This is a genomic window from Treponema sp. UBA3813, from assembly GCA_002368605.1.
In the GTDB taxonomy this organism is placed as follows: Bacteria; Spirochaetota; Spirochaetia; order Treponematales; family Treponemataceae; genus Treponema_D.
The window spans coordinates 85,381-109,785 of record DFEB01000019.1; the positions used below are offsets into that span (position 1 = coordinate 85,381).

28 protein-coding genes and 1 tRNA gene are annotated in these 24,405 nt (G+C 42.0%); 9 read left to right on the forward strand and 20 right to left on the reverse strand.

Going from position 1 to position 24,405, the window contains the following annotated elements; all coding sequences use genetic code 11:
• Positions 1-7: 7 nt before the first annotated feature.
• The 3 genes from nth to B2089_RS02480 form a co-directional block, all read right to left on the reverse strand.
• The gene (gene nth / locus B2089_RS02470) at positions 8-658 is read right to left on the reverse strand and encodes an endonuclease III (RefSeq protein WP_296326401.1); all 651 of its coding nucleotides are present in this window, start codon (positions 656-658) and stop codon (positions 8-10) included.
• A gap of 5 nt (positions 659-663) precedes the next feature.
• On the reverse strand, positions 664-1,329 hold the full coding sequence (locus B2089_RS02475) for a YoaK family protein (RefSeq protein WP_296326398.1): 666 nt from the start codon (positions 1,327-1,329) through the stop codon (positions 664-666).
• 4 nt (positions 1,330-1,333) lie between these two features.
• Positions 1,334-1,405 (reverse strand) — tRNA-Gly (locus B2089_RS02480).
• A gap of 115 nt (positions 1,406-1,520) precedes the next feature.
• Here B2089_RS02480 and B2089_RS02485 point away from each other — a divergent pair.
• Both B2089_RS02485 and B2089_RS02490 read left to right on the forward strand, forming a co-directional pair.
• A complete protein-coding gene (locus B2089_RS02485; RefSeq protein WP_296326395.1) occupies positions 1,521-1,775 on the forward strand; it encodes a DUF1778 domain-containing protein in 255 nt (84 codons plus the stop codon).
• Entirely contained in the window at positions 1,775-2,287 is a 513-nt protein-coding gene (locus B2089_RS02490; protein WP_296326385.1) for a GNAT family N-acetyltransferase, read from the forward strand. The genes B2089_RS02485 and B2089_RS02490 overlap by 1 nt, the downstream gene beginning before the upstream one ends.
• Positions 2,288-2,356: 69 nt before the next feature.
• Here B2089_RS02490 and metK read toward each other — a convergent pair whose 3' ends face one another.
• Positions 2,357-3,541, reverse strand: coding sequence for a methionine adenosyltransferase (metK, locus tag B2089_RS02495; RefSeq protein ID WP_296326382.1), 1,185 nt, complete (start codon positions 3,539-3,541; stop codon positions 2,357-2,359).
• Positions 3,542-3,709: 168 nt separating this feature from the next.
• Between metK and B2089_RS02500 the strand changes: the two genes are divergently transcribed.
• Together B2089_RS02500 and B2089_RS02505 are read left to right on the forward strand one after the other, a co-directional pair.
• Positions 3,710-4,603, forward strand: a complete 894-nt coding sequence (locus tag B2089_RS02500) for a ParB N-terminal domain-containing protein (RefSeq protein WP_296326378.1) — start codon at positions 3,710-3,712, stop codon at positions 4,601-4,603.
• A gap of 10 nt (positions 4,604-4,613) precedes the next feature.
• The gene (locus tag B2089_RS02505) at positions 4,614-5,087 is read left to right on the forward strand and encodes an HAD family hydrolase (RefSeq protein WP_296326375.1); all 474 of its coding nucleotides are present in this window, start codon (positions 4,614-4,616) and stop codon (positions 5,085-5,087) included.
• Positions 5,088-5,099: 12 nt separating this feature from the next.
• Here B2089_RS02505 and B2089_RS02510 read toward each other — a convergent pair whose 3' ends face one another.
• The gene (locus B2089_RS02510; RefSeq protein WP_296326372.1) at positions 5,100-6,026 is read right to left on the reverse strand and encodes an aldose 1-epimerase family protein; all 927 of its coding nucleotides are present in this window, start codon (positions 6,024-6,026) and stop codon (positions 5,100-5,102) included.
• A 77-nt stretch (positions 6,027-6,103) separates the two neighbouring features.
• Between B2089_RS02510 and B2089_RS02515 the strand changes: the two genes are divergently transcribed.
• Positions 6,104-6,733: a DUF975 family protein gene (locus B2089_RS02515; RefSeq protein WP_296326368.1), complete on the forward strand. Its 630-nt coding sequence runs from the start codon at positions 6,104-6,106 to the stop codon at positions 6,731-6,733.
• Positions 6,734-6,745: 12 nt separating this feature from the next.
• On the forward strand, positions 6,746-7,801 hold the full coding sequence (sppA, locus tag B2089_RS02520; protein ID WP_296326364.1) for a signal peptide peptidase SppA: 1,056 nt from the start codon (positions 6,746-6,748) through the stop codon (positions 7,799-7,801).
• Position 7,802: 1 nt separating this feature from the next.
• Here sppA and B2089_RS02525 read toward each other — a convergent pair whose 3' ends face one another.
• The gene (locus B2089_RS02525) at positions 7,803-8,735 is read right to left on the reverse strand and encodes an alpha-hydroxy-acid oxidizing protein (protein WP_349675776.1); all 933 of its coding nucleotides are present in this window, start codon (positions 8,733-8,735) and stop codon (positions 7,803-7,805) included.
• A 105-nt stretch (positions 8,736-8,840) separates the two neighbouring features.
• Between B2089_RS02525 and B2089_RS02530 the strand changes: the two genes are divergently transcribed.
• Positions 8,841-11,642 (forward strand): DNA translocase FtsK, encoded by a 2,802-nt coding sequence (locus B2089_RS02530; RefSeq protein ID WP_296326361.1) that lies wholly within the window; start codon positions 8,841-8,843, stop codon positions 11,640-11,642.
• 80 nt (positions 11,643-11,722) lie between these two features.
• On the opposite strand, the gene B2089_RS02535 is transcribed toward B2089_RS02530, so the two are convergent.
• The 5 genes from B2089_RS02535 to B2089_RS02555 form a co-directional block, all read right to left on the reverse strand.
• Entirely contained in the window at positions 11,723-12,031 is a 309-nt protein-coding gene (locus B2089_RS02535; RefSeq protein WP_296326356.1) for an isoamylase early set domain-containing protein, read from the reverse strand.
• 90 nt (positions 12,032-12,121) lie between these two features.
• Complete coding sequence (locus tag B2089_RS02540; RefSeq protein WP_296326353.1) at positions 12,122-12,943, reverse strand: outer membrane lipoprotein-sorting protein; 822 nt, start codon at positions 12,941-12,943, stop codon at positions 12,122-12,124.
• A 47-nt stretch (positions 12,944-12,990) separates the two neighbouring features.
• A complete protein-coding gene (locus B2089_RS02545; protein WP_296326350.1) occupies positions 12,991-14,001 on the reverse strand; it encodes a tRNA-dihydrouridine synthase family protein in 1,011 nt (336 codons plus the stop codon).
• Positions 13,998-14,591 (reverse strand): C-GCAxxG-C-C family protein, encoded by a 594-nt coding sequence (locus B2089_RS02550; RefSeq protein ID WP_296326347.1) that lies wholly within the window; start codon positions 14,589-14,591, stop codon positions 13,998-14,000. The genes B2089_RS02545 and B2089_RS02550 overlap by 4 nt, the downstream gene beginning before the upstream one ends.
• Before the next feature lie 52 nt (positions 14,592-14,643).
• Complete coding sequence (locus B2089_RS02555) at positions 14,644-15,465, reverse strand: Mrp/NBP35 family ATP-binding protein (protein WP_296326344.1); 822 nt, start codon at positions 15,463-15,465, stop codon at positions 14,644-14,646.
• A 160-nt stretch (positions 15,466-15,625) separates the two neighbouring features.
• On the opposite strand from B2089_RS02555, the gene B2089_RS02560 reads away from it, so the two are divergent.
• Positions 15,626-16,777, forward strand: coding sequence for a Gfo/Idh/MocA family protein (locus B2089_RS02560; RefSeq protein WP_296326341.1), 1,152 nt, complete (start codon positions 15,626-15,628; stop codon positions 16,775-16,777).
• A gap of 9 nt (positions 16,778-16,786) precedes the next feature.
• Here the strand turns inward: B2089_RS02560 and B2089_RS02565 are convergent, their stop codons facing one another.
• From B2089_RS02565 to B2089_RS02595, 7 genes are all read right to left on the reverse strand, one after another.
• Positions 16,787-17,581 (reverse strand): helix-turn-helix domain-containing protein, encoded by a 795-nt coding sequence (locus B2089_RS02565; protein WP_296326336.1) that lies wholly within the window; start codon positions 17,579-17,581, stop codon positions 16,787-16,789.
• Between the two features lie 112 nt (positions 17,582-17,693).
• Positions 17,694-18,203, reverse strand: coding sequence for a DnaA ATPase domain-containing protein (locus B2089_RS02570; protein WP_296326331.1), 510 nt, complete (start codon positions 18,201-18,203; stop codon positions 17,694-17,696).
• Between the two features lie 37 nt (positions 18,204-18,240).
• Complete coding sequence (locus B2089_RS02575; RefSeq protein ID WP_296326328.1) at positions 18,241-18,519, reverse strand: hypothetical protein; 279 nt, start codon at positions 18,517-18,519, stop codon at positions 18,241-18,243.
• 300 nt (positions 18,520-18,819) lie between these two features.
• Positions 18,820-19,830: a hypothetical protein gene (locus B2089_RS02580; RefSeq protein ID WP_296326325.1), complete on the reverse strand. Its 1,011-nt coding sequence runs from the start codon at positions 19,828-19,830 to the stop codon at positions 18,820-18,822.
• A gap of 111 nt (positions 19,831-19,941) precedes the next feature.
• The gene (locus B2089_RS02585) at positions 19,942-21,090 is read right to left on the reverse strand and encodes a hypothetical protein (protein WP_296326323.1); all 1,149 of its coding nucleotides are present in this window, start codon (positions 21,088-21,090) and stop codon (positions 19,942-19,944) included.
• Between the two features lie 92 nt (positions 21,091-21,182).
• On the reverse strand, positions 21,183-21,476 hold the full coding sequence (locus B2089_RS02590) for a hypothetical protein (protein ID WP_296326322.1): 294 nt from the start codon (positions 21,474-21,476) through the stop codon (positions 21,183-21,185).
• Between the two features lie 90 nt (positions 21,477-21,566).
• Positions 21,567-23,297: an InlB B-repeat-containing protein gene (locus B2089_RS02595; RefSeq protein WP_296326320.1), complete on the reverse strand. Its 1,731-nt coding sequence runs from the start codon at positions 23,295-23,297 to the stop codon at positions 21,567-21,569.
• Positions 23,298-23,499: 202 nt separating this feature from the next.
• On the opposite strand from B2089_RS02595, the gene B2089_RS02600 reads away from it, so the two are divergent.
• On the forward strand, positions 23,500-23,823 hold the full coding sequence (locus B2089_RS02600) for a helix-turn-helix domain-containing protein (protein ID WP_296326318.1): 324 nt from the start codon (positions 23,500-23,502) through the stop codon (positions 23,821-23,823).
• A 19-nt stretch (positions 23,824-23,842) separates the two neighbouring features.
• Here the strand turns inward: B2089_RS02600 and B2089_RS02605 are convergent, their stop codons facing one another.
• Together B2089_RS02605 and B2089_RS02610 are read right to left on the reverse strand one after the other, a co-directional pair.
• Positions 23,843-24,121 carry a DUF4160 domain-containing protein gene (locus B2089_RS02605; RefSeq protein ID WP_296326315.1) on the reverse strand — a complete coding sequence of 93 codons (279 nt, stop codon included), beginning with the start codon at positions 24,119-24,121 and terminating at the stop codon, positions 23,843-23,845.
• Entirely contained in the window at positions 24,114-24,380 is a 267-nt protein-coding gene (locus B2089_RS02610; RefSeq protein WP_296326312.1) for a hypothetical protein, read from the reverse strand. The genes B2089_RS02605 and B2089_RS02610 overlap by 8 nt, the downstream gene beginning before the upstream one ends.
• Positions 24,381-24,405: the final 25 nt, after the last annotated feature.

A 24,405-nucleotide genomic window follows, 5' to 3' on the forward strand; every position in this document is an offset into this window, starting at 1 on the left:
GATTTTATCAGTTTAAGACTTTTTCGTCATTATGCTTGCACAAATCGTTTATAAGGCAATTCTCGCATTTGGGAGAACGGGCCGTGCAGACATAGCGTCCATGCAGAATCAGCCAGTGATGAGCATGCTCCATAAATTCATCAGGAATCCGCTCCATCAAAGATTTTTCCACCGCTTCGGGAGTGCTGCCTTCTGCCAGACCGATTTTTGGGCAAATCCTCAGAAGATGTGTGTCCACCGGCATTGTGTGCTCGCCCCAGACCACATTAAGTACGACATTTGCGGTTTTTCGGCCAACACCAGGAAGACTCATTAAATCCTCACGGCTCCTGGGAACCTGACCGTCAAAATCAGCAAGCAATTTTTCGCACAAACCGATAACATGCTTGGCTTTTGACTTGTACAGCCCGATTGATTTTATGTAGGGAATCAGCCCATCTTCCCCCAGGGCAAGAATTTTTTCGGGACTATCGGCAACTTTGTATAATTCTTCCGTGGCAAGATTCACGGATTTGTCCGTCGCCTGCGCGCTCAATACAACCGCAACCAAAAGGGTAAAGGGCGAAGTCCAGTGCAATTCTGATTTGGGATTTTCGTTCTGAGCCTTAAAACGAGTGAAAACTTCGGTAATTTGTCGGGAAGAAAGGAGATTCGGCATAAGAGCTATTTTATCACAGGATTACGCAAAAGAAAAACCGCGGCGACAAAAATCGGAGCGAGGGCGAACAAAAATCCTCCGTTGCCGAAGAAATGCCAGAGTATGCCGCTTGCTGCCACACCAAGATGAAAGCCCAGCAGTGTGAGACCGAAAAATTTCGCCTTGAGGGAAAAAGACCTGTCGCCGTTGCAGAAAACTTCGGTAAGGGCAGAGACGAACTGCCTCAGATTATTCGTTGAAAAAATCGTGGAACTTGTAAAACCGTAAGCGCCCTTAAAAGAACACCACTGAAAAGCCATGGCAAAAAAAGTCGGGTACAAATACATCGTCAGGGGAAGATTCCTCTCAAGGGGAAAGCGCCACATGACAAAGGCACAGGCGGCATCCACCAGAAGAGCCAGCCATTTCACATTGAGCCTTGTGTGCTTGGGAAGAAAAGTGACCAGAAAGACCGCCAGCACATACAAAAAAGCCCCGAAAGCATGGAGCGAAAGCGAAGACCAGTCAGCGCGAAGGGAAGCCAGGACGATGTCGATAAGATTTGAAGTCTGAGCCGAGCCAAGTAAATGCACGGCGTTCACGACCGGAAAGATTCCCAAAAATCCGCCGATAAAAGCAACGATGTAATGAATGTGCGCCTCACGATTCTGCGCCGATAAATCCGAATCCATAAAAAGCGGTTGACGGGAGTCGAACCCGCGTCTCGGGCTTGGGAAGCCCGGATAATAGCCGTTATATGACAACCGCAAAAAAAGAGCGTCCGCAAAAGACGTCCTTATGGTAGCTTATTTTGATGTGTTTTTCAATAATGATGTGTGTACAAATTTCACACATCATGCTATCCTACTTTTGGAGGTTCGATATGGCAGTCGCACTAAAAGCAGAACGAATCGATTTCAGGGCAAATATAAATCAAAAAGCAATCCTCGAACGGGCCGCAGAAATCAAGCATCTTTCTCTTTCTTCATATATTCTCACCTCGTCTCTCAAACAAGCGCAAATCGATTTGGCAGAAAACGAAATCATGCTGCTTTCAAACCGCGACAGGGATTTTGTAATGTCTCTTTTAGAAAATCCGCCGGAACCAAATGAAGCATTAAAAGGATTGTTCAAGTAATGCTTGATTTTAAATTGCTCCCTGTCAAAGACCTTCAAAAATCCTTCCTAAAAGATTTTGATTGCGGCATTGAAGTCCTAAATGAATTTCTCTCAAAATACGCCCAAAAGAATGACTCCCTCGGCATCGGAAAAACCTTTGTCGCACTTGATGAAAACAATAAAATCGCAGGTTACTTTACGCTTGCAACAGCGCAAGTCGCTTTTACTGAAATTCCAGATGATTACAGGGCAAAACTCCCCAAATACCCGATTCCCGCACTGAGAATAGCCCGACTTGCAACATCAAAATCCATGCAGAAAAAAGGCGTAGGAAAATGGCTCCTTAAACAAGCTTTCATAAAAGCAGTCCGTGTCGCAGAAGTCACAGGGCTGTATTTTATCATCGTTGACGCGAAAGAATCTTCAAAAACATTTTACGAGCATTACGGCTTTCAGAAATTCAAAGATGAGGATTTGACTTATTTCATTCTGCTGGAGACGGTAAGAAAGGCGATGATGTGTGCGAGATGATTCCACCCCCGCAACATCCCCTCTCCCACAAAAAAAGCCGCCTGTTTTCACAAGCGACCTTCATTCAGTTTATTTCACTGCTTTTTTAAGTTCATCAACTTTGTCGGTTTTTTCCCAGGTAAAGCCCTCACGGCCGAAGTGGCCGTAGTTGCTGGTTGCCCGGTAAATAGGCTTACGCAAGTCCAAAGTCTTTTCGATTCCGGCTGGAGAGCAGTCAAAGACCTTTTTTACAGCCTCAACGATTTTTGCATTCTCCACCTTTCCGGTTCCGAATGTCTCAACCATGATTGAAACCGGGTGGGGAACGCCAATTGCATAAGAAAGCTGAATCTCAGCTCTGTCAGCAAGGCCTGCCGCAACGATGTTCTTTGCGATATAGCGGGCCATGTAGGCTGCCGAGCGGTCAACCTTTGACGGGTCTTTTCCAGAGAAAGCTCCGCCACCGTGACGACCAGCACCACCGTAAGTGTCAACGATGATTTTTCGGCCGGTCAGGCCTGCGTCTCCGTGGGGGCCTCCCACAACGAAGCGGCCTGTGGGGTTGATGTAGTATTTTGTCTCGCTGTCGAGCAAACCGGTCGGTTCAAGAACTGGCTTGATAATCTGGTCGATGATTGTCTTTTTGATTGTGTCATAATCTACATCAGGATTGTGCTGATGGCTTACGACAACAGCATCGATTCGCACAGGCTTGTGATTTTCGTCGTATTCGATTGTGACCTGTGATTTTGAATCCGGACGAAGCCATTTGATTGTTCCGTTCTTTCGGAGTTCAGCGGCTCTTTTGAGGATTTTGTGGGCATAAACCAAAGTTGCCGGCATGTACTCAGGAGTTTCATTTGTTGCAAAACCGAACATGATTCCCTGATCGCCAGCTCCCTGCTGACCTTCGTACTCTTTGAGGCCGCTTCCAACGACGCCCTGATTGATGTCAGGAGACTGATTGTGGATTGTGTTGAGGACAGCCATTGTGTCCGCAGAAATGCCGTAATCCTCGTTTGTATAGCCGATGTCGCGGACTACATCACGAACGACTTTCTGGAAATCAACATCAGCGTGGGTAGTAATTTCGCCGCCAACCAAAACCATGCCTGTAGTTGCATAAGTTTCGCATGCGACATGTGACTGGGGATCAGCCGCAAGACAAGCATCAAGGATTGCGTCAGAAACCTGGTCGCAAAGTTTGTCTGGATGACCTTCGCTTACTGACTCAGATGTAAAAAGATAATGATTGTTAGATAAGATAGCGCTCATAACGAGCCTCCTATTTAGCAAGATTTTGCCGCCTCATACGAAGCGACCCCGCCTGCAATTTGGATAAATCGACGGGAGATTTAGACTGTTTGTTAGTGAAAATATAATACAATTTGTTGGAAAAGACAAGACAGCTGATTTATAATTAAGAATTATAAGGAAAAAAGCATGGCAAAAACTGAATTCGATGAATTTGTCGCACACGATGTAAAAAAACAAAAAGGAATTTCTCATCCAGTTAAGGCCAGCACTCTTGAGCGATTTTTTGTAAAAAAAGTCTCTTTTGAAAGCCTGCATCCAAACGCAAACGATGAATTCACTTTTTCAGAAATCGGTCCAAGCTATAAAATCATCGCTGAATACGAAGAAAATTTCCGCCACTGCATAAGACGGAATCAACCTGTAGAAATGGAACCGCTGACAGTAGAAAAACTGAGCCCAAAAGGCTATCTGATTCTGAACGGACATCACCGCTGGGCGGCGGCAAAAAAAGTCGGTCTAAAAAAACTGCCTGTCAAAATCGTAAATCTCGCCCAAGAATCCGACATCAAAAAAATCCTCGAAAAATCAAAACACGACAAACGGGTAACGCTGGATTTAGATGAAGTCATTCTTCGACCGAAAGACAGTCCTTATTTGGAAAAAAGTCTGAATTTTCCCTTCAATCTGCGATATAAACAAAGAATCAGACTTGGAATTCCCGCGCTTTTCTATTTTCTCTCCAAAAACGCTTATGATATTTGGATTTACTCGGCAAATTTTTATTCAATCGATGATATTAAAAGATTTTTCTTCCACTATTCGGTGAATGTTGACGGAATTATCACAGGCGCTGCAAAAAAGAAAGAATCTGATGAAAATTCGGCAAAAATCGAAAAGATGCTCGCAAACAAATACAGGGAGACAATTCACATCGACAATGAGCTTCTGCTTTTGACTCACAAAAATTCCGAAGAGTTTAAGGAATTTCCCCTGAATTCCGATGCCGCCGAATGGTCAAAAAGCGTAATCGATATAATCGAAGGACTTGAAAATGCTAGGATTTCTAAAAAAGAAAGTTAAACCCTTCAGAATGCGAGTCTCCTTCGATTTGGATGAGGTTCTTTTTGTCTCACCCCGCACTCACAAAACCGAGCCGGAACTTTTCTTTCCCCTCAACAAGATTTTTAAAGAAAGACTTCGGCTTGGAACGCCAGATTTGATTCATACTCTTCAGAAACTTGGATTTGATGTCTGGATTTACACTTCATCTTTTCGCTCAGAAAAATATATAAAAAGACTCTTCTGGTTGTACGGGATTAAATTCAACGGAATCGTAAACGGAGACAGACATTTGCGGGAAGTACAGGGAAACAGAAGGGAAATCCTGCCTCAAAAAGTACCTCCCAAATACAGCATTTCTCTTCATATTGATGATGAAAGCGTAATTTGTTCTTACGGGAGGGAAATGGGCTTTGAGGCATACCAGCTTGACGCTCCCGACGATCAATGGAAAGAAAAAGTTATCGCCAAAGCCGAAGAAGTCAAAAAAAAACGGGGGCTTTAATCCCCCGAAATTTTATTTCTCAATGGTAATTGACTGGTCAGCAGTGAAAGATTTTCCCGGTTCAAGGGAAATCAATGCGGCCTTTTCTTCCCACTCGTGCTCGGTGTTCTCGGCATCAGCGGTTCCGTACCAGGGTTCGATACAGTTGAATCCGTTTCCGTCAGCTCCGGCCGCACCGTTTCCGCCCTGCCAGACCATCAAGTAAGGATAGCCGGCACAGTTTACTTTAATCAGAGAACCATCTTTTTTGTTGCGCAAGCCCACCCAGTTTGACTTGAATGCGGTAAAGAAGTGACCGTTTCCGAATCCGTCGCCGTTAATCGGGATGATTCCGGCTTCTTTTTCACCGTAGGCTTTTGTGCATGGAGCCGTTCCTTCTTCGTCAACAGCAAGCTGGGCGGCATCGTTCAAGAGAACTGTGGTAAGAGGCTCCCGGCGCTCGAATTCATACTGATAATCGGCGTTTGTCGTGCCTTTTGGGTCAGTGTTGCGCGGGCAGCAGAATGCGGTGTGGCTTCCCAAAGAGAAGAGCATTGTGCTTGAATCCGTGTTTGTGACCGTCGTGGTGAAAATCAAGCCGTTTTCTTTTAATTCGTAGTGAGTCTTCAGGCTGAATTTCCAGGGGAATTTGTCGGCAGTCTCGGCATTTTCGGTAAGCTCAAAAGTCGCGCTTGTCGCTGTCTGCTCGATGAGCTTATGCTCCATATCACGGCTCATTCCGTTGTTGACAAGATGATATTCTTTTCCGCCGTAAGTGTAGAATCCGTCCTTGATGCGGCCTACATGGGGAAAGAGAACCGGCGCGTGGAATTTCCAGACTTCCTCCGGGCCTTCAAATACATATTTAGTGCCGTCTTTTACGCTGCGGAAAGAATTGATTTCCGCCCCGTGGGTGTTGAGAACTACTTCGTAGTTATTGTTTTTAAGTGTGATTGTCATAAAAATTACTGTATCACAAAAGATGTTAAAGTGCTATAATCCCACTAATCGGGAATTCGCCCATTACGGAGATTTTCATGTTCGAGCGAAAAACATATAAAAAACAGGCACTCGCATCCCTCAAAAGCCAATGGCTTGATTCTTGCTTGCTTTCAACGATTTTTCTTGCAATTTCAGGACTTGCCGGCTGTATCAGCATATTCGGCGGCATAATCATCTCCACGGCTATCTGGGGAATTCTTTCAGTGGCCCTCAACAGTGTTTTTATGAAATACTGTTCAAATCCAGAATCACAAAAAATTTCTTTTTCTTCCTTCCTTGATTCAATTGGAACACACTGGCTTCCGTCTATTCTTGGCGCCCTCTGGTTCTTGTTGTGGACTTTTTTATGGTCACTTCTTTTCTTTATTCCTGGAGTTGTCAAAGGCTACAGCTATTCGATGATGTTCTTCGTGCTTGCAGAGAATCCTAAAATCGGCATCGAAAAATCCATGAACATCAGTAAAATTCTCACGAGTGGCCATAAAGCTGATTTGTTCTCCCTTCATCTTTCCTTTTTTGGCTGGTGGCTACTCTGCTTATTTACAAGCGGTGTCGGATTCATCGCGCTTCTTCCCTACTTCAAAATGACGAATCTAAACGCATACTACGATTTGAAAAAAATGGCTTTCAACGAGAGAAAACTTTCTCCCGCTGATTTCGCATAAAAAGGAAACATTATGAAAAACAACAAAGGACTTAAAGTATTTATCATCGTGGCGATTGTCGCCGTATTCTTGGGTGGCAAAGAAATTTTGTCAAAAAAAGATTCCGATTCATCGTCACTTGAAGAAAGTCTCGCCCTTCTCAATGACCTTTCAGGAAAATACAATTACGATGATGACGAGGATTTTAGCTCAAACGACACTTTCACCAAGATTTTTGCAAAAAGCCTGAACAAAAACAAAGTCTCTGCATCCAAAAACACAAAATCACCCTACATTTCAGTGATTTACATTACCGGCGTTATTTCAGAAGAAAACAAAACTTACAACCAGAAATGGCTTTTAAAACAAATCAAAAACGCAAAAGAAGATTCGAATAATTACGGAATCATGCTCAAAATCGACTCACCCGGAGGAACGGTCTACGAGTCTGACGAAGCCTACCTTGCCCTCCAGGACTACAAACGCGAAACTGAACGCCCGGTTTACGCTTATTTCTGCTCTCTTGCGGCGAGTGGCGGCTATTATATCGGATGCAGCGCAAATTATATCTACGCAAACCGAAACACCCTCACCGGCTCAATCGGTGTCATCGCAGGGCAGAGCGTGGACGCAACAGGCTTGCTCGATAAAATGGGAATCAAGATGACGACTATAACGGCGGGCAAAAACAAAAACATGGGAAATTACAACGCCCCACTCACACAAGAACAGCGGGCAATCTTTCAGTCAATCGCAGACGAGGCTTACGAGCAGTTCACAGGAATCGTCGCGGAAGCCCGCGACATGAGCCTTTCTAATGTAAAAGAACTCGCCGACGGACGAATTTACACCGCAAAGCAGGCAAAAGAAAATGGCTTGGTCGATGCAGTATGCTCATTTGAAAACGCAAAAGATGATATCCGGGAAGATTTTGATGAAGAAATCAACTTTATTGAATACAAATACCGCTACGAAGAAAACTGGATGTCTCTTCTTTCTGGAGCCTCAAGTTTTGTAAAAAATCCAGAAGCCAGCGTTTACGAATTGCTGGGAAAAAGCGGCGCAAAATGCCTTTATTTGTATCAGTAGTCTAAAATCCGTACTTTAAAAGCGAGAGCTCCAGCACTTTTCCGCAAAGCTCTTCCGCACCACCGTGGCAAAGGGCGCTGGCAAAAGGCCGACCGACCAAAACACAGTCCGCGCCCAAAGCCATTGCCGTGGCAACATCTTTAGGCGAACGGATTCCGCCGTCAATCCACAATTCACCGCAATATTTTTTCAGTTCGTCGCCGTACTTGGCAAGGAATTCGGCTGTGCTTCCCTTGCGGGTGTCGATTCTTCCGCCGTGATTTGAAATGTAAGCGATATCAGGCATCACTTCCTTAACGAGCTTTATATCTTCTTTTGTAAAAATCCCCTTGATTGCAAAAGGCATTTTCACATGTTTTTTGATTTGAATAAGCTGTTCCGCAGATTTTTTCTCTAGCTGGACTTTGTTGCGCATGGTCAGGATATTGTATGAATCGATGTCGATGCCCGTAACTTTCACGCAATCTTTCGCCCATTCAAATCGTTCCAAAATCTTTTCGTTTGAATAGGGTTTTATGAAAACAGAAGTGCTCGCATCAGGCGTTTCGATTTTTATCTTTTTTAGGGCTTTGATTCCGAATTTGAGTTTTTCATCAGGATAACCGTCCCCAATGCACAAGCCTACACCGACTTTGTGCATGGCCTGAATAATCGCATCATAAAAATCAGCCTCTCTCTCAAAACCAATATTCTCTACCGCACCAGTCATGGGAGCTATGCTGATTGAAGGAAGGCGGAATTCTGGTTCCAATTCGAGAAATTTCTGTATTTTTTCGATGTTTTTGTTCCTGACAATTTCCCAAGCCGCACAATTCAGAATGAAATTCTCATTTTGATGCACGCCGCCCATACCCGGAAGCTGACCTATGCAGCCCTTTCCGTTACAGACCTTGCAGAAGTTGCACTTAAAAGCGTTCCCGCCCGCCATACACATGATTCTTAAAGTATATCAAATCGCTCATATATTGAAAATCACATTTGGCGCAAAGTTAAAATTCCTCTCTTAACAATTTTTTTCAGATTCCGATAATCATAAAGTATGAAAAAGCAAAAGTATTCGGTTGTGGCAGGAATCATTCTTTTTGTTCTTGCGGCATTATTCTCTATTTCGCTTCTATTGGTTGCCGCTGATTTTGGCGGAATCAACCCGGCTAAAAATTCAATCTTTTATTCTTTAGGAAAGATGCTCACTGGCGTATATGGATTCTGTTCCGTATTTATTCCGATTTTTTTGATTGTTGCCGGAATTCAATGTTTCATGTCGAAATGGCGAATCCGAAATGGTGTTGTTTTGCTAGGTTCGATTTTTCCATTTTTTACGGCCGATGCGATAGAACATATTTGCCGAATGCTTATTGAGTCAGAAACAGATACTGTTTTAATAGTTAAAATTTCCTCGACACTTCTTATTGGACTCTTGATTCTCATAGGTGAATACTTGCTTCTTTCAATTCTTGGAGAAATTCTTGAATCTTCTCTGCAAGAAAATCGTGAATTCTCTCAACAAAGATTCGATGAAGACAAAAATGAAATCGTCTTTTTTAACAGCGATGAAGACGAAATCGATGAAATCACAGATGATGAAAATTCTGAGGAAAAAGAAAACGAAAAAAATTCGGAAGAAACCATCGACCTTTCAAATGATAAGATTTTTCTTGAACAAAAAGAAATTCTCAAAGATTTAATTAACGACGGAAAACCAGCACAAGAACCTGAAGAACGCCCTCTCGAAGAAGAAAACTCAGAAGAAGAGACGATTACAGAAGACCCGACAATTATTGAAAACGAAGAACTTGATAATGAAGAAACAATTCCTGAATCAGTAAAAGAAGATGAGCTTATTGATGACGAGGATTTTGCCGAGCCTATTCTTCCAGAAGAACCTTCGCCTTTTGACCATATTTTCGATGAGCAGGAAAAATCCCACGAAGAAGAAATTTCTATTAACGAAGAGGATTTTCAAAACGAATACGATGAAATGAGTGACGCACGCCCTGTAGATTTTAATGAAAACAATGAATTTACAGAACTTGAAGAAAATCCAGAAGAGGAAGAAATTTCTTTTGATGATTTTGAAGACAACGATGACTCAATAGAATTCGATGAGATTTCGGAAGAGCCTGAACCAGAATTGGAACATGAACCAGAATTGGATCCAGAGCCCGAATTTACAGAAAGCAATCAAGTTGAGAATCCAGCTGATTTCATCAACATTGAGGATATTGCTGAGGACAGTAATGAAGATACAGCCGAAAGCGAAGAAGAACCTTTCGGCGTTGAGGATATTTTCTCTCAAATGGAAGCAGATGCCGCCGCAAATCCAGTGATTAAAAATCAGGAAGAAGAGCCTGCTCATGACTCACTCTATCAACAGGAAGAAAGTAGTTCGCATGTAGATTCAGAAATTCAGGAACCATTGCGCAAATTAAGCGAGTACAAAATCCCCACAGATTTGCTTGAAAAATTCGAAAATGACGAATACTGGCGAATCGACGACGAAACCAAACAGGCCGGCGAAAACCTCAAGCAGACCCTGAATGAATTCGGCATTGAAGCAGAAGTCACTGGCATCCGTAAAGGCCCGGTCGTCACCATGTTCGAGTTGCTCCCAGCTCCTGGCGTAAAACTGAGCAAAATCGTCAACTTGCAGGACAACATTGCCCTCGCTCTGGCTGCAAAATCAGTGCGTATCGTCGCTCCGATTCCAGGAAAACACGCTGTCGGTATCGAAATCCCGAACAAAGAGCGGGCAATCGTCTCTTTCCGCGAGATTATCGAGCAGCCGCTCCCCGAATTCAAAAAGATGGCAATTCCTGTCATTTTGGGAAAAGACATTTCCGGCCAGTCACAGATTATCGACATCGCAAAAACGCCTCATTTGCTGATTGCGGGAGCTACAGGCGCAGGTAAATCTGTCTGCGTAAACTCAATCATCCTTTCGATTTTGTACAACCGCTCACCGAGAGATGTGAAACTGATTATGGTTGACCCGAAAGTCGTTGAACTGAAGCTTTACAACGATATTCCACATTTGCTTACGCCGGTAGTCACCGAACCGAAAAAGGCCTTGCAGGTCTTGCAGTATTGTATCTGCGAAATGGAACGCCGCTATGCCCTCTTGGACGGAATGGGCGTCCGCGACATCGTAAGCTACAACACCCGAATCCGCGAGCGCAAAATCGCCACGGAAAAATTGCCCTACATCGTGGTAATCATCGATGAGTTTGCTGACTTAATGGCAACCAGCGGCAAAGAACTTGAAACAAGCGTCGCCCGACTCACCGCAATGAGCCGAGCCGTCGGAATCCACCTTGTTCTTGCGACCCAGCGACCTTCTGTTAATGTCATCACCGGTCTTATCAAGGCAAACATTCCGAGCCGAATCGCGTTCATGGTCGCCAGCCGCACGGACTCAAACATCATCATTGATGCCGTGGGAGCAGAAAAATTGCTGGGCAAGGGCGACATGCTCTACACCTCAGCCGTCAATCCGATTCCAACTCGAATTCAGGGAACTTTGGTCGGGGACAATGAAGTTGAGCGAGTCGTCGATTATGTCAAATCATTCGGCGGTCCAGACTACATTGACGATGAGATTTTCGTTGATGATGACGAGGAAGGCGATGACGAACCAGGCTTATTCAGCGACGGCGAAGATCCCCTTTATGACCAGGCTTTGCAGATTGTCGTTCAGGCAGGAAAGGCCAGCGCAAGCTACATTCAGCGCCGCCTTAAAATCGGCTACAACCGTGCAGCCCGCTTAGTTGAAGACATGGAAGCCCGCGGAATCGTAGGACCGGCAAACGGCTCCAAGCCCCGCGAAGTGATTCATGTACCATGATAAAACAAAAGTCCGCAAGAACTTTCAGACAAAAAAAGAGCACCCGATTTTGGGTGCTCTTCGTATTTTAAAGCATTAATTTAGCAAATAACAACTGAGTTGTCTGTCGAGCTGAATGGTGCAGGAATATATTTGTCTGCTGCCCAATCATTTTCCCAACGAGCTCCATCAAGAAGATAACGGAACTGATATTCTTTGCCAGCTTCAAGAGCGAGCTTGACTGAGAAAGAACCATCCTTTCCCTTTTTAAGCGGAGTTTCTGTTGAGCTCCAGCTATTGAAATCTCCAGCAATCGTTACAGTTTTTGCTCCCTGTGCTGCTTCTGGAGAGACCGTAAAAGTTACATTACAAGTTTTTTTGTCTTTAGAATAAGATTTTTTCAAAGCCATGATAAAACCCCTTTTTTTTCAATAGTATTTATATTTTATAGTAAAAATAATTTATATGCAAGTTTTTTAAATTTTAATTAAGTTATTGTCCTATTTTTTATTCTTTGCTTTTGAAGCTTTTCCTGTTACAAGCCAGTTTTGCGTAAAGTATGTATCAGAAATTTCTTCATCAAAAACATAATCTTTTACTGTAGCCGTTGTTTTTCGACCAGTGATAAGATTTGTAATACAATTTGAACGACGAAGAGGATATTCAATTCCTGTAACGCCCTTAACCATTTCAATTTTGAGGCATTCGTATAATTTTATCATCCTTTCTTTTGCATCAAAGTATTCAATATGAACAGGAATATATGTTTTTTTGTCAAACCATGAGACTTGATAAGCATATTCAACTTCGCTTTTTTTGTATGGAACAGATTTGATTTTCCAGCAATTATATGTCGTTCCATTTACAGTGATTTTTACATTGTCGTCCATCATGATATTATCGTCTTCGTCTTCGTTACGAATTCGCATATCATTGTATGTAAATTCAGTTCCACCAAAGGATTTGGTTCGGTCTGCCATTGGAATTCGCCGTGCCTGGCGCAGTTTTGGCATATAAACATAGCGGTCATCGGCTTTTTTGATTTTTTCAAGTTGAAGAACGCGCATTCCTTTTACACTTGCCGGTGATTTAAAATCAAATGCGACATTTTTTAAACCATTGTCAACTCCGCTTCCATACTGATTGATTTCAAGAACCTCAATTTTACCATTTCTCTCGATATTTTCGAGAATTAATGTGGTATAATTGTAATCAGGAACTCGATCCAAATCACAGAAAACCTTGATAACATCTTGTGCAGACTCAGCCGAAAGCGCAAAAGAAGCGCACAAGAGCGAAAAGATAACAAAAAACTTTTTCATCTAATGCTCCATACTTAAAATCTATAAGAATATTTTAATGTAAAAAATTAAAATTTCAATTGGATTATTCTGTCATTCGGGCATTTTTCGAAATATTCATGCACTTTTTTTCGCGCGTCATCGTTGTCTTTTGCATTTATCATGGAAGTCTGGAAATAATGACCGAAACTGAAATTAAGGCAGTAAAAAGCAAAGAATCGCTGAAGCCGGGTTTTCCAAAATTCCTGCGGCTGAAATCTCTCCACATCATCGATAAAACGAAGAGCAAGCTCTTCCGCATCAAATGTCATTGTCGGACTTGCTCCCCCTGTCATTGTCGGGCTTGACCCGACAATCTCCCTGAAAATCCAGGGCTTTTGAGCCGCCGCCGTGGCAATCATAATGCCCTGCGCATGGGGAGCCGCTTTTTTCGCCAGCTCATAAGAATCCCGGTCTTTTACATCGCCGTTGAGAATCACAGGAATTTGAGGAAACCTGAGTGCCAAACGCTCCACCGCCTGCCAGTCCGAGTGCCTTGAATGTTTCTGCTTTTGAGTGCGGGCATGAAGTGTAATCATCTGAACGCCTTCTTCTATTAACATGGCGCAAAATGAATGTAACTTTTCCTCAGTATATTTTTCGTCTCCCAAACGGAGTTTGACCGAAAGCCTTTTTGCCGACCTGCCGTCCTTAGCCCCGTTTTCAAGGGCCGATTTTACTGCACGAACCATAGCCTGAGTTTCTTCAATAGGCTTTAGCATCCATGCGATTCCCGCGCCGGTTTTTGCAATCTGAGGAGCCGAGCAGCCCATGTTCAAGTCAATTCCGATTCCAGACCTCTCTGCCAGAAGAGAAGCCGCCTGAGCCATTTTCTCGCCGTTTTTGTCAGTCATCTGCCAGACCAGTTTTTCAGGCTCCGGCCCTTCCAGCAAATAAAACTTCTCCCAGGCTCCACCGGCAAGCAGGGAGGAAGCGTTAATCATCTCGTTAAAATATTCGTCACAGCCGCCAAATCGCCCCACAAGATTCCTGAATGCCTGATGAGTAATGGCATCCATCGGAGCAAGAAAAAGTTTCATTGGGTGCCACCGCCTATGGCGGTCGGGCTTTCCGCTGTTCCGCTATCCGCTTCATTGCTCCACTTCGTTCCGCAACGGCTGACGCCGCAGCTACAATCCCTGACACTTTGCTCATCTAAGAATCTTTGGAAAATTTCAGCGGCAATTCCGCATAACTCTGCACAGGGTCTTTTTTTGTAATATTCTTCAGTACGGGCTTCACTTACAGGAATATCGCTCTGTTTGGCAGCCAGGCCCAATAATTCACGGCATACGATAGAACCGTTTATCTTTCGGAATTCAGCCGCCAGTTTCTGCCCCATTGCGTAAGTCTCGTCTTTTTGAGTTTTGTCGCCGCCAAAGCCGTTGATTTTCCCGCCATTTTCCCCTTTTTTCGCATTGAACATGCCCAAAGAAAAGAGCATACCGCTCACCGTGCCACAGACTTCCCTCATGCGGCACATTCCGCCGCCAAAAGGCTGAACAAGGGCGCCAATCTGCTCCGGCGAAAAGCCAAACTTCTCGGCAAAAACCGCCGCCACCGACTGAGTACAATTCATTCCGGATTTGAAATTAGCCGTCGCCTTTTCGCGAGCCTCTTGTGGGGTCATAACGCTCCTTTTAAACACGAATTAACACTAATTCAGTGTAATTCGTGTCTCCTTACACCGCTTTTATCAAATCGACCGCCGCATCCAAAAATTCTGCATCCAGCCGCTCTACATCACCTTCATCGATTGCTTTAGAAATATCCTCGCTCATGGGGATTCTCGCCAGAACCGGGATTCCGTAGTCTTTTGCGATTCCGTTGATGTTGCTTTCTCCGAAGACTTTGATTTCTTCGTTACAGTGAGGACATTTTACATAGCTCATGTTTTCCACAAGGCCTACAATCGGCACTTTCATCATGTTTGCCATTTTTACGGCCTTTTCCACAATCACGCGGACAAGCTGCTGGGGAGAAGAGACGACGATAATTCCGTCAATAGGAAGGGACTGAAAAACCGTGAGGGGAACATCGCCAGTTCCGGGAGGCATATCCACAAACATATAATCGACATCGTTCCAGACAACATCCGTCCAGAACTGTTTGACCGCGCCCGCAATTACAGGACCGCGCCACAAAACAGGGTCGGTCTCTTTTTCGAGGAGAAAATTCATGCTCATAAGCTGGATGCCAGATTCCGTTTTGACAGGATAAATCGCACCAGACTTGTCACCCATAGCTTTCTGATCAGCAACGCCAAAACTTGTCGGGATTGAAGGGCCCGTAATGTCAGCATCCAGAACAGCTGTTTTAAATCCGTTTTTCTTCATTTTTGAAGCCAGCAAAGCCGTCACGAGGGATTTTCCAACGCCGCCCTTTCCAGAAACAATTCCGATTACCTTTTTGACACAACTTCCCTCGCGGAGAGTCGCCCGCAAGTCCTTGGATTTACAATTTGAGCCGCAGCTTGAGCAATCGTGCGTGCATCCTTCAGCCATTTTAATACCTCTTTAGTTTATCGGGACAAATCCGATAATGCAGATTCTTTTCTTTTATAAAGATAATTAAACATCCGTGTTTTGACAAGAATTTTTGCAGTCAACTGTCTTTTTGCCAGCTCCTTGTGGCAGTTTTTTCGGATTATGTTATAATTTCAATATGAAACAAAATCGTTACATCGCCGCCATCATCGGCACAGGCAGAATCGGATTCTCGCTGGGATTTGACAAAAAAAGGGAGCAGCCCGCAAGCCACACAATGGCACTTTTAGGCAACAAGCGAATCAATCTTATTGCCGCCGCCGAATCGAACAAAGAGAATCTTGAAAACTGGCGTAAATATGTCCGAAAGCATAACGGCAAAAAAGATTTCACGCTCGTTTTTCCGACAAGCAAGGAACTCTACGAAAATGTCACCTGCCTGGATATAATCACGGTGGCGGTAAACGAAGACAACCATCTCCAAGAATGTATCAGGGCCATTGAATATAAGCCCAAACTGGTGATTCTGGAAAAGCCGGTCGCCCTCAACTCAGAAGAAGCCGAAAAAATCCGCGACAAGGCCAAAGAATGTGGAGTGCCCGTCATGGTAAACCACGAACGGCGATTTGCAAAAGACTATCTTTCGGTAGTCAAAATGATAGGGCAAATCGGAGACATCCAATCGGTAGTAGGAGAGCTGGACTCTGGCCTGCGTATTTATGGCGAGGAATTTGAAAAAGACGGAACTTATTCGCTCTTGCACGACGGAACCCATTTGGTGGACATAATTCAGTTTTTGCTAGGAGGGAATCTCGCCAAAGATGATAAAACTAACGACCGTTCGGAAGAAAATAAGGAATTTTCCGGCAAAGAGGCAGATTCAGCTTCAAGCAAAGAAAGTCCTTGCCAAATCCTGAAAAATCCTCTCGTCACAGGCGTTTTTAAGGACGAAAAAGGAATCGTGCGGAATTTTTCCGCTCATTACCAATCGGTAGTCACTTCTTTCGGAACAATCCCTGAAGTCACAATCAAAATGAGCGGCCGCAGTAAATTCTTTGAATTCAGAATCGAAATTTTGGGCACGCTAGGTAAAATCTGCATCGGAAACGGCTTCGCCGAGCTTTTTCTCCGCAAGGAATCAAAACTCTACACGGGCTTTTACTCCCTCACCAAACAAAAACTCAAGCTGCCCAAAAAGACCGGCTACTTTTCAGGCATGATTCAAAACGCGGTGGATTTTCTGGACGGTCAAAGCGAGCTTGTCTCGCCGCTTGAAGATGCAATCAGCGATTTGCGAGCTCTGGAGGAGATTAAGGCTGGGCTAAAGTAAAATTACTGGCTAGTCCGCAAATTTTCCGGCTTTCGTCTGGTTCGCTGCAGCTTTAAGCATTTTGAACCGCTCCATTGTCCTTTCCAGAGACTTGCGGGCGATTTTCATTGCATCTACCAGAGCCTGGTCACAGGCTTCACGAAGTTCCTTGGGATAAAAGGCACCGTCTTTTTTCAACGGGCACTTTACAGGAAGATAAATCCAGTTTTCATATTCGCTTTCTCTGATTTGCAATGCATTAAATCCAGAAAGGTCTTCGGCATCGAGGGGATTTTCTGTGTTCACGCTGATTGAAAAAGCATATTCGGGATGATTTTTTTCAAAATTCGGCACAAAACCGATAAAAAAGAGCATATCAATCTGGCTTTCCCAAAAGTACCGACCGGTTCCATATTCAGAATTCTGCCCCGCCCCTTTGATAAAAAATGAATCGTCGAGAGTCTCAAGGTAAGCGGAGCAAAAATCAAGGATTTCTTTTTGTTTTGTGTCAGGCTCACTGCTGCCAAAACGAAAGGGAACGCCGTCAAAAGCAGTCTCTTCATTTTTTGGGGATTCAGCCGCCGCACTGCCAAAATCAGGACGGGGCAAGTCCAAAGTCGTAGCATCGTCTCTGAAGACATCAAGGGAAACATTCAGGGCATCTGCAAGGGCAAGAAGGTGAAATGAATCTGGGGTGCGCGAGCCTTTTTCCCATGTGCGAATCGCATCATCGCTCACGCCAAGAATCTCGGCAAACTGCGAGCGTTTCAGCCCGCGCATTTTCCGCAAAACCGCAATTTTTTTATGTATACTTAATGATTCCATAATCTGCTCCATGTGCAAAAATTATCGCACAATTCGGCAGCAGAAAAAAGTGACACTTGTCGGTTTTTCGAACTGACAATTTCTTTCTGCCGCTGCTACGAATACAAAGTTTTTACTTTACTTCAACACAGCAACAACCTAAAAGCCTTGTCATAAGGTGGTCATCAATAAAATCGAAGCCTTGAATTGGCCTGTCGCTGGTAAAAACAAGCTGCCCCGACTTCCTATGAATCTCATCGAAAATGTAAAGAATTTCTTCCTGCAAGATTTTGCTTTTTTCAAGAAATTGAATGTCATCGAGGAGAAGGATATCAAGACTACGATATTTTTTCCGAAAGTTATCGAAAGTCTGCTCCCGGAGAGAGTCCGTAAATTCATTCATCAAAGATTCCGTCGTCGTATAAAAAATTTTTACTTCCGGATAGCTTGACTGAATATAATTTCCGATTGCATTTATCAAATGCGTTTTTCCTGAACCTGTCTGCCCGTAAAAAAGAATCGGACAGAAACGCTCGTTTTGGGGATTTTGTGCAAATTTTAAAGCAGTATCATAGGCAATTTCATTATTGCCTGATTCAAAATTCTCAAATGTAAAATCTTTATAAAATATACAATCTTTCACTTTCTCTCTCCTTTAAGGATTAGCTTTAGAAAGCCGTTTATACTTTTTCAAGTACAGTCACGATGGCGTCTGCCTTTTCGGCTATGAATGAACTGATTTTCTCAGAATTTTCCTTATAGATTGGCATAAAATCATATATAGGAAGAGCCTCCCAAATAACAAAATTATTTGTCGCTGTTGGAAAACTCGCTTCTAAAACACGGCGAATGTATTTCTCTTTGCGAGAGAACACATTTGTTTCCGTGGCAAACGATTTCACGCCATATCCAAAGATATTTCGGGGACTGAATTGATTGTTGTTAAAAATGACCGGCATTTTTTTATTCTCAATACAGAACACAATTCGAAAATTATCCCAGTTCTTCTTATAGAAATAAAACTTAAATGATGACTCCAGCTTTTCTGATGTAAAAATGAGCTTCCGCGCCTCAGCAAAATCTTTAAGCACAGGAACAACATATTTTTCAAGCACACTTTGCTCCGCCTTATGAAATAAATCCTGAAAAACAAGCATATTTCCCAAAAGATTTTGCGTCTCTTTATCCTCTAATAAGGAAATCAATTCATCCTGTGTCATAAACTTTATAATCACAATAATTTATAGGGCTTAATCCCGCTACTCGTTAATCAAGTTGTAGGATTCTGCGAGGATTTCACCAACATGATTCTCTTTCAGCCAATCAGAAAAAATTTTTGCCTGCCCTTCCGCTGTCTTTTCTTTTTGAATTTCTGAGATAAGAATTCTTGCAAAAATACGATTCCCATATTTTGATGTAAAAAATATGCCAGGTTTCAGGACTTTTCCTAATTTCTTTGATAGTTTCTCTGTATTCTCAGCATAACTCTCAACGACAATTTCATCAGGACTTTCATTATAGCAGCCAACCCAAATATACGGCTTTTTATCGTACATGATGTTAAATCCAAAATAATCAGAGTTTCCGTCAAAAACAACAGCTTTATACCCATGCTCACCCGCAAAATCCGTCAAATTTTCTGACAAGAATTTGTAAAGCACATAAAAATTTTTCAACCCGCCTTCCGATAATTCCAAAGATTTTCTTTCTGCCATATTGTTTTCCTCCAAAAAGTTCAAAAAGTTTTGTATGATAAGATTTTCTTCCGAATTAAATTTCGTTTTCTTGAAAAGACCGTAAATCTGCCGCCAAAACACTGTGTTTTCAGAAGAAAAATTTTTCGAATGGGTCGAAATCGCATATTTTGAAAGAATGCGGATTCCTTTGTTTATCTCGCCATTTTCACATTGGATTTTTTCATAAAGCTCAATTTGGTCAAAACTTCCGTGCCAAGCGATTTCTGCCTCAATTTTGTTTTCAATAAAATACACATCCTTTCCATGTAGCGTGATTTTTATGTCCGGGCGGGCGGTATAGTCATAACAATTGACATAATACGAGCACTGTGTTTCAACTTTCGTGTCGCAAAAATCTTTTTCAGAGAAAGAAATATGAAAATAATCGTTCAGCAAAGTAACAGCCGCGGGATTTTTATTTTGAATAAGCTCATCAAGGATATAGGCAAACAATTCCGTTAAATAGTTTTCAAGCGGCGATTGCCCTGCCTTTTCCTTGTATTTGAAAAGATTAGTAAAAAGTGCATAGTTCATTGGTTTCCAGCTCCTTTAATTTATTTAACAAGTAAAATTATCGCACAAGAAATTCGCTCGGATAAGTGACAACTGGCGGGGTTTTGGGGAAAATGCTTTTTTCGATTATTGCTATAACGCATACCAGTCATGACATCCACCATTAGGACACCCCAAAGACGATGGTATACCAATTGTCTCTACCTCAATGCCACATTTTTTACACTGATAAGGATTTTCTCCAACTTCGCCAACATTATACCAGTCATGACATCCAGCATCAGGACACCCCAAAGACGATGGTATCCTGCATTTCTTTACTCTAGTAGCACATTTTTTACATATATACCAATATAATTTGGGTCTATTGCTTGCGTGATAAGAACTACTTCTATTAGATGAATTATAATCACTTTCTCTGCCTCTTTCTGAATATGTCGCACCACCAGATGAGGAACTATCTCCAGAATAATTACTTTCACTAGAAGATGTTCCTACCAACCGACAGAAAGCATCTAATAAAGTAAATGGCAGTTTCAAAACGAAAAGCAAAATCTTGAAAAGGTATTTTATACTTAGCAACGAAAATTTGAAAAGATATTTTATTGCTTTAAAATAATATGGGGCAAAAGTAATCAGAAAGAAATATACTTTTGCAGTATAACTTACAGTCCAAGTCCATGGATTTAATTTTACAGGAAGATTTTTTGTTTTTCGTATTCTGTTTTTAAAACCAATGGTAAGTAAAACCGCAAGAAAACTTATATACCAAATAATAAATCTTGTCCCATTACTTAAAAATGGGAAATAGTCTGTTTTAATGTTAAAAATAAATATTTCCCATTCACACAACAATGGTATCCATGGAAGTTCTATTAATAAAATCCAGCGAACAATACCACACTGCGAAGCTTTATATAATTTTACAAACTTTTTGATTTGCTTTTTTATCCATTTTTCAAAATTTATATTTGGTTTTAAATTGCATAAACTTTGAATTCTGTTACCAGAAGAATCTTCCTTAGAAAGGCAACAATCCGTTATTTCAGTGCGATTATCCGATAAAACACCGAAAATAAGTTTAGATTCATAGACTTCATCTTCTAAAAACCCCGCAAAAAAAGTAAATTCTTCTTTTGCTATTTTTGCGGTGAATAAAACACCAATTGTATTATTAGATTCATATATCTGATGTGTTTTTAATTCATATTTTTTATTGAAAACATGGGTAATTGCATCATCCAAAGAATTAGAGATTGATTGTTTTACTTGATAGTCCATAACCCCTTCAGCCTCCATATATCGTGCCTAAAATAGTCGTATATGCCTATTTTTCTAAAATCTGATAGGACTAGGAGAAGTGACAACAGGCGTTAATCACTCCATGCAAGTTCTCCGTCTGGTTTTACGAATACAGTCGCAACCATTCCTGCCTCATCATCTCTTTTTTCTGCCTTCAATTGGTCAAAAATACTTCTGATAAGATGATAAGTTCCTCTTTTGCCATCATACATTTCACCTGACTCTGTAAAATACTCATTGAAATTCAACAATTCCGCAAGCATTGGAACAGACATTTTAGCACCGCTTTCATCAAGAAGCCCTGCAAGCCCCACGATAAATTCTCTCTTTTCCGGTTTTATAAATTCTTCCTCGTTATTTACCATCATTTTCTCCTTTTTAACAACAATATTCTGTTTTTATTTAAAACTATATTACATCATTTTATAACGGTCAAACAAAATTTTACCGTACTTTTATTGTCCACTCTTTTTCCATGCATATTTGCAATATCCCTGCCACCCCTTTCCTGTAAATTCGTCCGCAGCTTCTTTGCTTTCGTTAAAAATAAAACCTCCTTGAGTCCAATACTCTCCTGTAGCCACATACCATGAAGTTTCTGTGTCTTCAAAAAACAAATCTGTCATGTTCTCACATCCATAAAATACATACTTGCCAATAAATGTGACATTTTTAGGAACTGTAAATGTCTTTAAGCCACATTTTGCGAATGCATGCCCGCCTATATACGTACAAGATTCGGGGATAACGACAGATTCAAGATTCGTACATCCATAAAAGTCTCCACCTATCGAGTCCCCTCCTCCTGTAGTTGACAATCCTAACAGATCAGTGAGTCCATCAGGGAGAATCACGCTTGAAAGACAAGTGCAATTTAAAAATGCATCGTACGACATATGATAACTGGTGGTGCCATTAGCAAACTTTGTCTCATAAACTTTTACACGAGATAAATCCAAATCTATACGCACATCGGGATAATTTTCTGAAAGTTCTCTAAGCCAGCTAGCAACCTTGCCTATATTCACTTCACCTGACGAGCCTGAATAATCTCCTCCAAGAATCAGCCGCCTTGACTCCCTTATTCCTGCAATGATTTCTCCTATTTCACTTGGCCCGTATGGAGTGACCTCCCACTTTGCAGTGAAAATAACATCTTCTGTGACAGTGTAGGTCGATTCTACAATATCCTGATTATTTGCAATCCATCCGCCAAAAGCATAATTTGTTTCCGAGAGCGAAGGAAAGTTTGATTCGTCCAAGACAGTTCCATAGTCCACTTCCATTGAATTAGGTACAATTCCAAATTGCGACTCGTATTTGACGGTGTGAATATTTGCCTTCCATTTTGCAACTAGCGTTACATCGTGGGTGACAACATAATCAATATCGTTTACGAGAGTGTCACCATCATACCAACCTTCAAACTGATAACCTTCCGCTTCCAAAGGGGGAATTTCATAATCACGGAATTTCAGACCGTAATACATAGACAATGGTTTAGGGGCTGTCGCATGGTCTGTCTCAAATTTCACTGAATACTCAGCCAGCTCCCACTCTGCATACAAATATGTATAACTCTGAACGACTGTATACTTTCCTGCAATTACAGGGATGTTCGAGTCATACCAGCCTTTAAAAATCATGCCTTCCTTATTTAATTCTGGAAGCTGCTCTGCCGTAAGAACTGTGTCGTAAGGAACTCGCAATATATCAGGAACATTTTCTTTATCATAAACAGAAGAGTACATAACGATACATTTGTTTTTTGAATCATCTGCCTGCGAATTGGTGTTCGTATTTGTGTTTGTTCCATCGGTCGTACTACCGTCACTGTCTCCGCTTCCAGCAGCAGAATTTTCCTCTGTCTTTGCCGCACTCCACTTCGCCGTCAATGTGATGTTCGCCGTAATAGCCGTAGAAAAACTGAATATCGTGTTTTCATTATACCAGTCACTAAAAGTGTATCCGGCACGAGCAGGGTCTGCGGGCTTTACCGCTTTCTTTCCACTTTCCACAAGTTGAGCCTCGATGAAAGTTCCACCATTGCTATTGAAGGAGACAGTGTAATAAGTCGGCTTGGAATTTTTCCCTTCATCCCCACCTTCCGCCTGACATGCTGAAAATCCGAACAAAAGTCCGCATACGGCCAAAATCGAAAACAGTCTCAAAAATTTCACTTTCATAAAAAGCCTCCCTATTTGTTTAACTGGAAAATTATCGCACAAGCAATTCACCAGGAAAAGTGACAGTTGTCGGGTTTTAACATCATACTGTCAGATTTTGCGTATCTTCATACAGTATAATGTTCTATTTTAAAATAGTATTCCAAATAACTGTAAAAATCAATTACAAAATAACAGTATTTTGCTAATTTCTTCTATAAATATGGATTTTAGGGAACGATTAAGAGAAGAAATCGCATTTTCGGGCTTGTCTTACAAAGAACTTTCCTCACAAACAGGCATTTCACATCGGACTATAATCAGTTATGTAAGCGGGCAGGCCTGTATGCCCTCCGCCGATGCCGCTGTTAAACTTGCGAAAGTCCTGAACACGAGCGTTGAATATCTGATTATGGGCGATAAAAATTCATTTCCTCACGAAGACGACAAAGAATCAAGGGAATTGCTCCATATTTTCAAGAAATTGCCCGCCGCACAAAAAAAGCTTTTACTCGCCATCGCCGAAGACATCGGAAAGATGAGCTGAGGGGACAGTCCTTATTTTTTTAACAATAAAATTTGATTGTCTCAACCGCAAATGCTTTCATCCATCGTTGGCAAATATAAAAAAACTGGGCTTGAATAGCCTCAAGCAAATCATTCAATTTATTCTGCGGTATCTGACTCTTGTTATGAGCAACGACACATCCACCTTTTGAGGTCAACCAAATTTTCGTTGCATTTGGCATCGGCTGTCCTGTGCTAATATGAACATGTATTGGTTCATTATTTTCATTAGACCAAAAATAAATCTGATACCCTTTGATTGCAAAAAGATTAGGCACAAATTCCCCCTGATTTTGCAAAGCGGAAAATAAGATGAGCGTTGTTTTTTAAAAATTCCAAAAATTCAGCAATTTCTTCATCAGAATACCCAGTTCGTTCAATCCATCGATATGAAGGAAGCTCGCAACGAGCAGAATCAAAACCATGCGGTGTGGGGCGTTCAAAGTTCACCTCTACAGTAGGATTTGTATTTTCATTTAAAATTTGAGTATGTACAACTTCTGTTCCATCAGGGAAACTCATGTATTCATAAACCATAAGCGCACCTCTTATATATTATAGC

Coding starts and splice junctions, on each gene's coding strand:
- nth (WP_296326401.1), bottom strand. CDS start 658: ATGCCGAATCTCCTTTCTTCCCGACAAATTACCGAAGTTTTCACTCGT.
- B2089_RS02475 (WP_296326398.1), bottom strand. CDS start 1,329: ATGGATTCGGATTTATCGGCGCAGAATCGTGAGGCGCACATTCATTAC.
- B2089_RS02485 (WP_296326395.1), top strand. CDS start 1,521: ATGGCAGTCGCACTAAAAGCAGAACGAATCGATTTCAGGGCAAATATA.
- B2089_RS02490 (WP_296326385.1), top strand. CDS start 1,775: ATGCTTGATTTTAAATTGCTCCCTGTCAAAGACCTTCAAAAATCCTTC.
- metK (WP_296326382.1), bottom strand. CDS start 3,541: ATGAGCGCTATCTTATCTAACAATCATTATCTTTTTACATCTGAGTCA.
- B2089_RS02500 (WP_296326378.1), top strand. CDS start 3,710: ATGGCAAAAACTGAATTCGATGAATTTGTCGCACACGATGTAAAAAAA.
- B2089_RS02505 (WP_296326375.1), top strand. CDS start 4,614: ATGCGAGTCTCCTTCGATTTGGATGAGGTTCTTTTTGTCTCACCCCGC.
- B2089_RS02510 (WP_296326372.1), bottom strand. CDS start 6,026: ATGACAATCACACTTAAAAACAATAACTACGAAGTAGTTCTCAACACC.
- B2089_RS02515 (WP_296326368.1), top strand. CDS start 6,104: ATGTTCGAGCGAAAAACATATAAAAAACAGGCACTCGCATCCCTCAAA.
- sppA (WP_296326364.1), top strand. CDS start 6,746: ATGAAAAACAACAAAGGACTTAAAGTATTTATCATCGTGGCGATTGTC.
- B2089_RS02525 (WP_349675776.1), bottom strand. CDS start 8,735: ATGTGTATGGCGGGCGGGAACGCTTTTAAGTGCAACTTCTGCAAGGTC.
- B2089_RS02530 (WP_296326361.1), top strand. CDS start 8,841: ATGAAAAAGCAAAAGTATTCGGTTGTGGCAGGAATCATTCTTTTTGTT.
- B2089_RS02535 (WP_296326356.1), bottom strand. CDS start 12,031: ATGGCTTTGAAAAAATCTTATTCTAAAGACAAAAAAACTTGTAATGTA.
- B2089_RS02540 (WP_296326353.1), bottom strand. CDS start 12,943: ATGAAAAAGTTTTTTGTTATCTTTTCGCTCTTGTGCGCTTCTTTTGCG.
- B2089_RS02545 (WP_296326350.1), bottom strand. CDS start 14,001: ATGAAACTTTTTCTTGCTCCGATGGATGCCATTACTCATCAGGCATTC.
- B2089_RS02550 (WP_296326347.1), bottom strand. CDS start 14,591: ATGACCCCACAAGAGGCTCGCGAAAAGGCGACGGCTAATTTCAAATCC.
- B2089_RS02555 (WP_296326344.1), bottom strand. CDS start 15,465: ATGGCTGAAGGATGCACGCACGATTGCTCAAGCTGCGGCTCAAATTGT.
- B2089_RS02560 (WP_296326341.1), top strand. CDS start 15,626: ATGAAACAAAATCGTTACATCGCCGCCATCATCGGCACAGGCAGAATC.
- B2089_RS02565 (WP_296326336.1), bottom strand. CDS start 17,581: ATGGAATCATTAAGTATACATAAAAAAATTGCGGTTTTGCGGAAAATG.
- B2089_RS02575 (WP_296326328.1), bottom strand. CDS start 18,519: ATGCCGGTCATTTTTAACAACAATCAATTCAGTCCCCGAAATATCTTT.
- B2089_RS02580 (WP_296326325.1), bottom strand. CDS start 19,830: ATGAACTATGCACTTTTTACTAATCTTTTCAAATACAAGGAAAAGGCA.
- B2089_RS02585 (WP_296326323.1), bottom strand. CDS start 21,090: ATGGACTATCAAGTAAAACAATCAATCTCTAATTCTTTGGATGATGCA.
- B2089_RS02590 (WP_296326322.1), bottom strand. CDS start 21,476: ATGGTAAATAACGAGGAAGAATTTATAAAACCGGAAAAGAGAGAATTT.
- B2089_RS02595 (WP_296326320.1), bottom strand. CDS start 23,297: ATGAAAGTGAAATTTTTGAGACTGTTTTCGATTTTGGCCGTATGCGGA.
- B2089_RS02600 (WP_296326318.1), top strand. CDS start 23,500: ATGGATTTTAGGGAACGATTAAGAGAAGAAATCGCATTTTCGGGCTTG.
- B2089_RS02610 (WP_296326312.1), bottom strand. CDS start 24,380: ATGGTTTATGAATACATGAGTTTCCCTGATGGAACAGAAGTTGTACAT.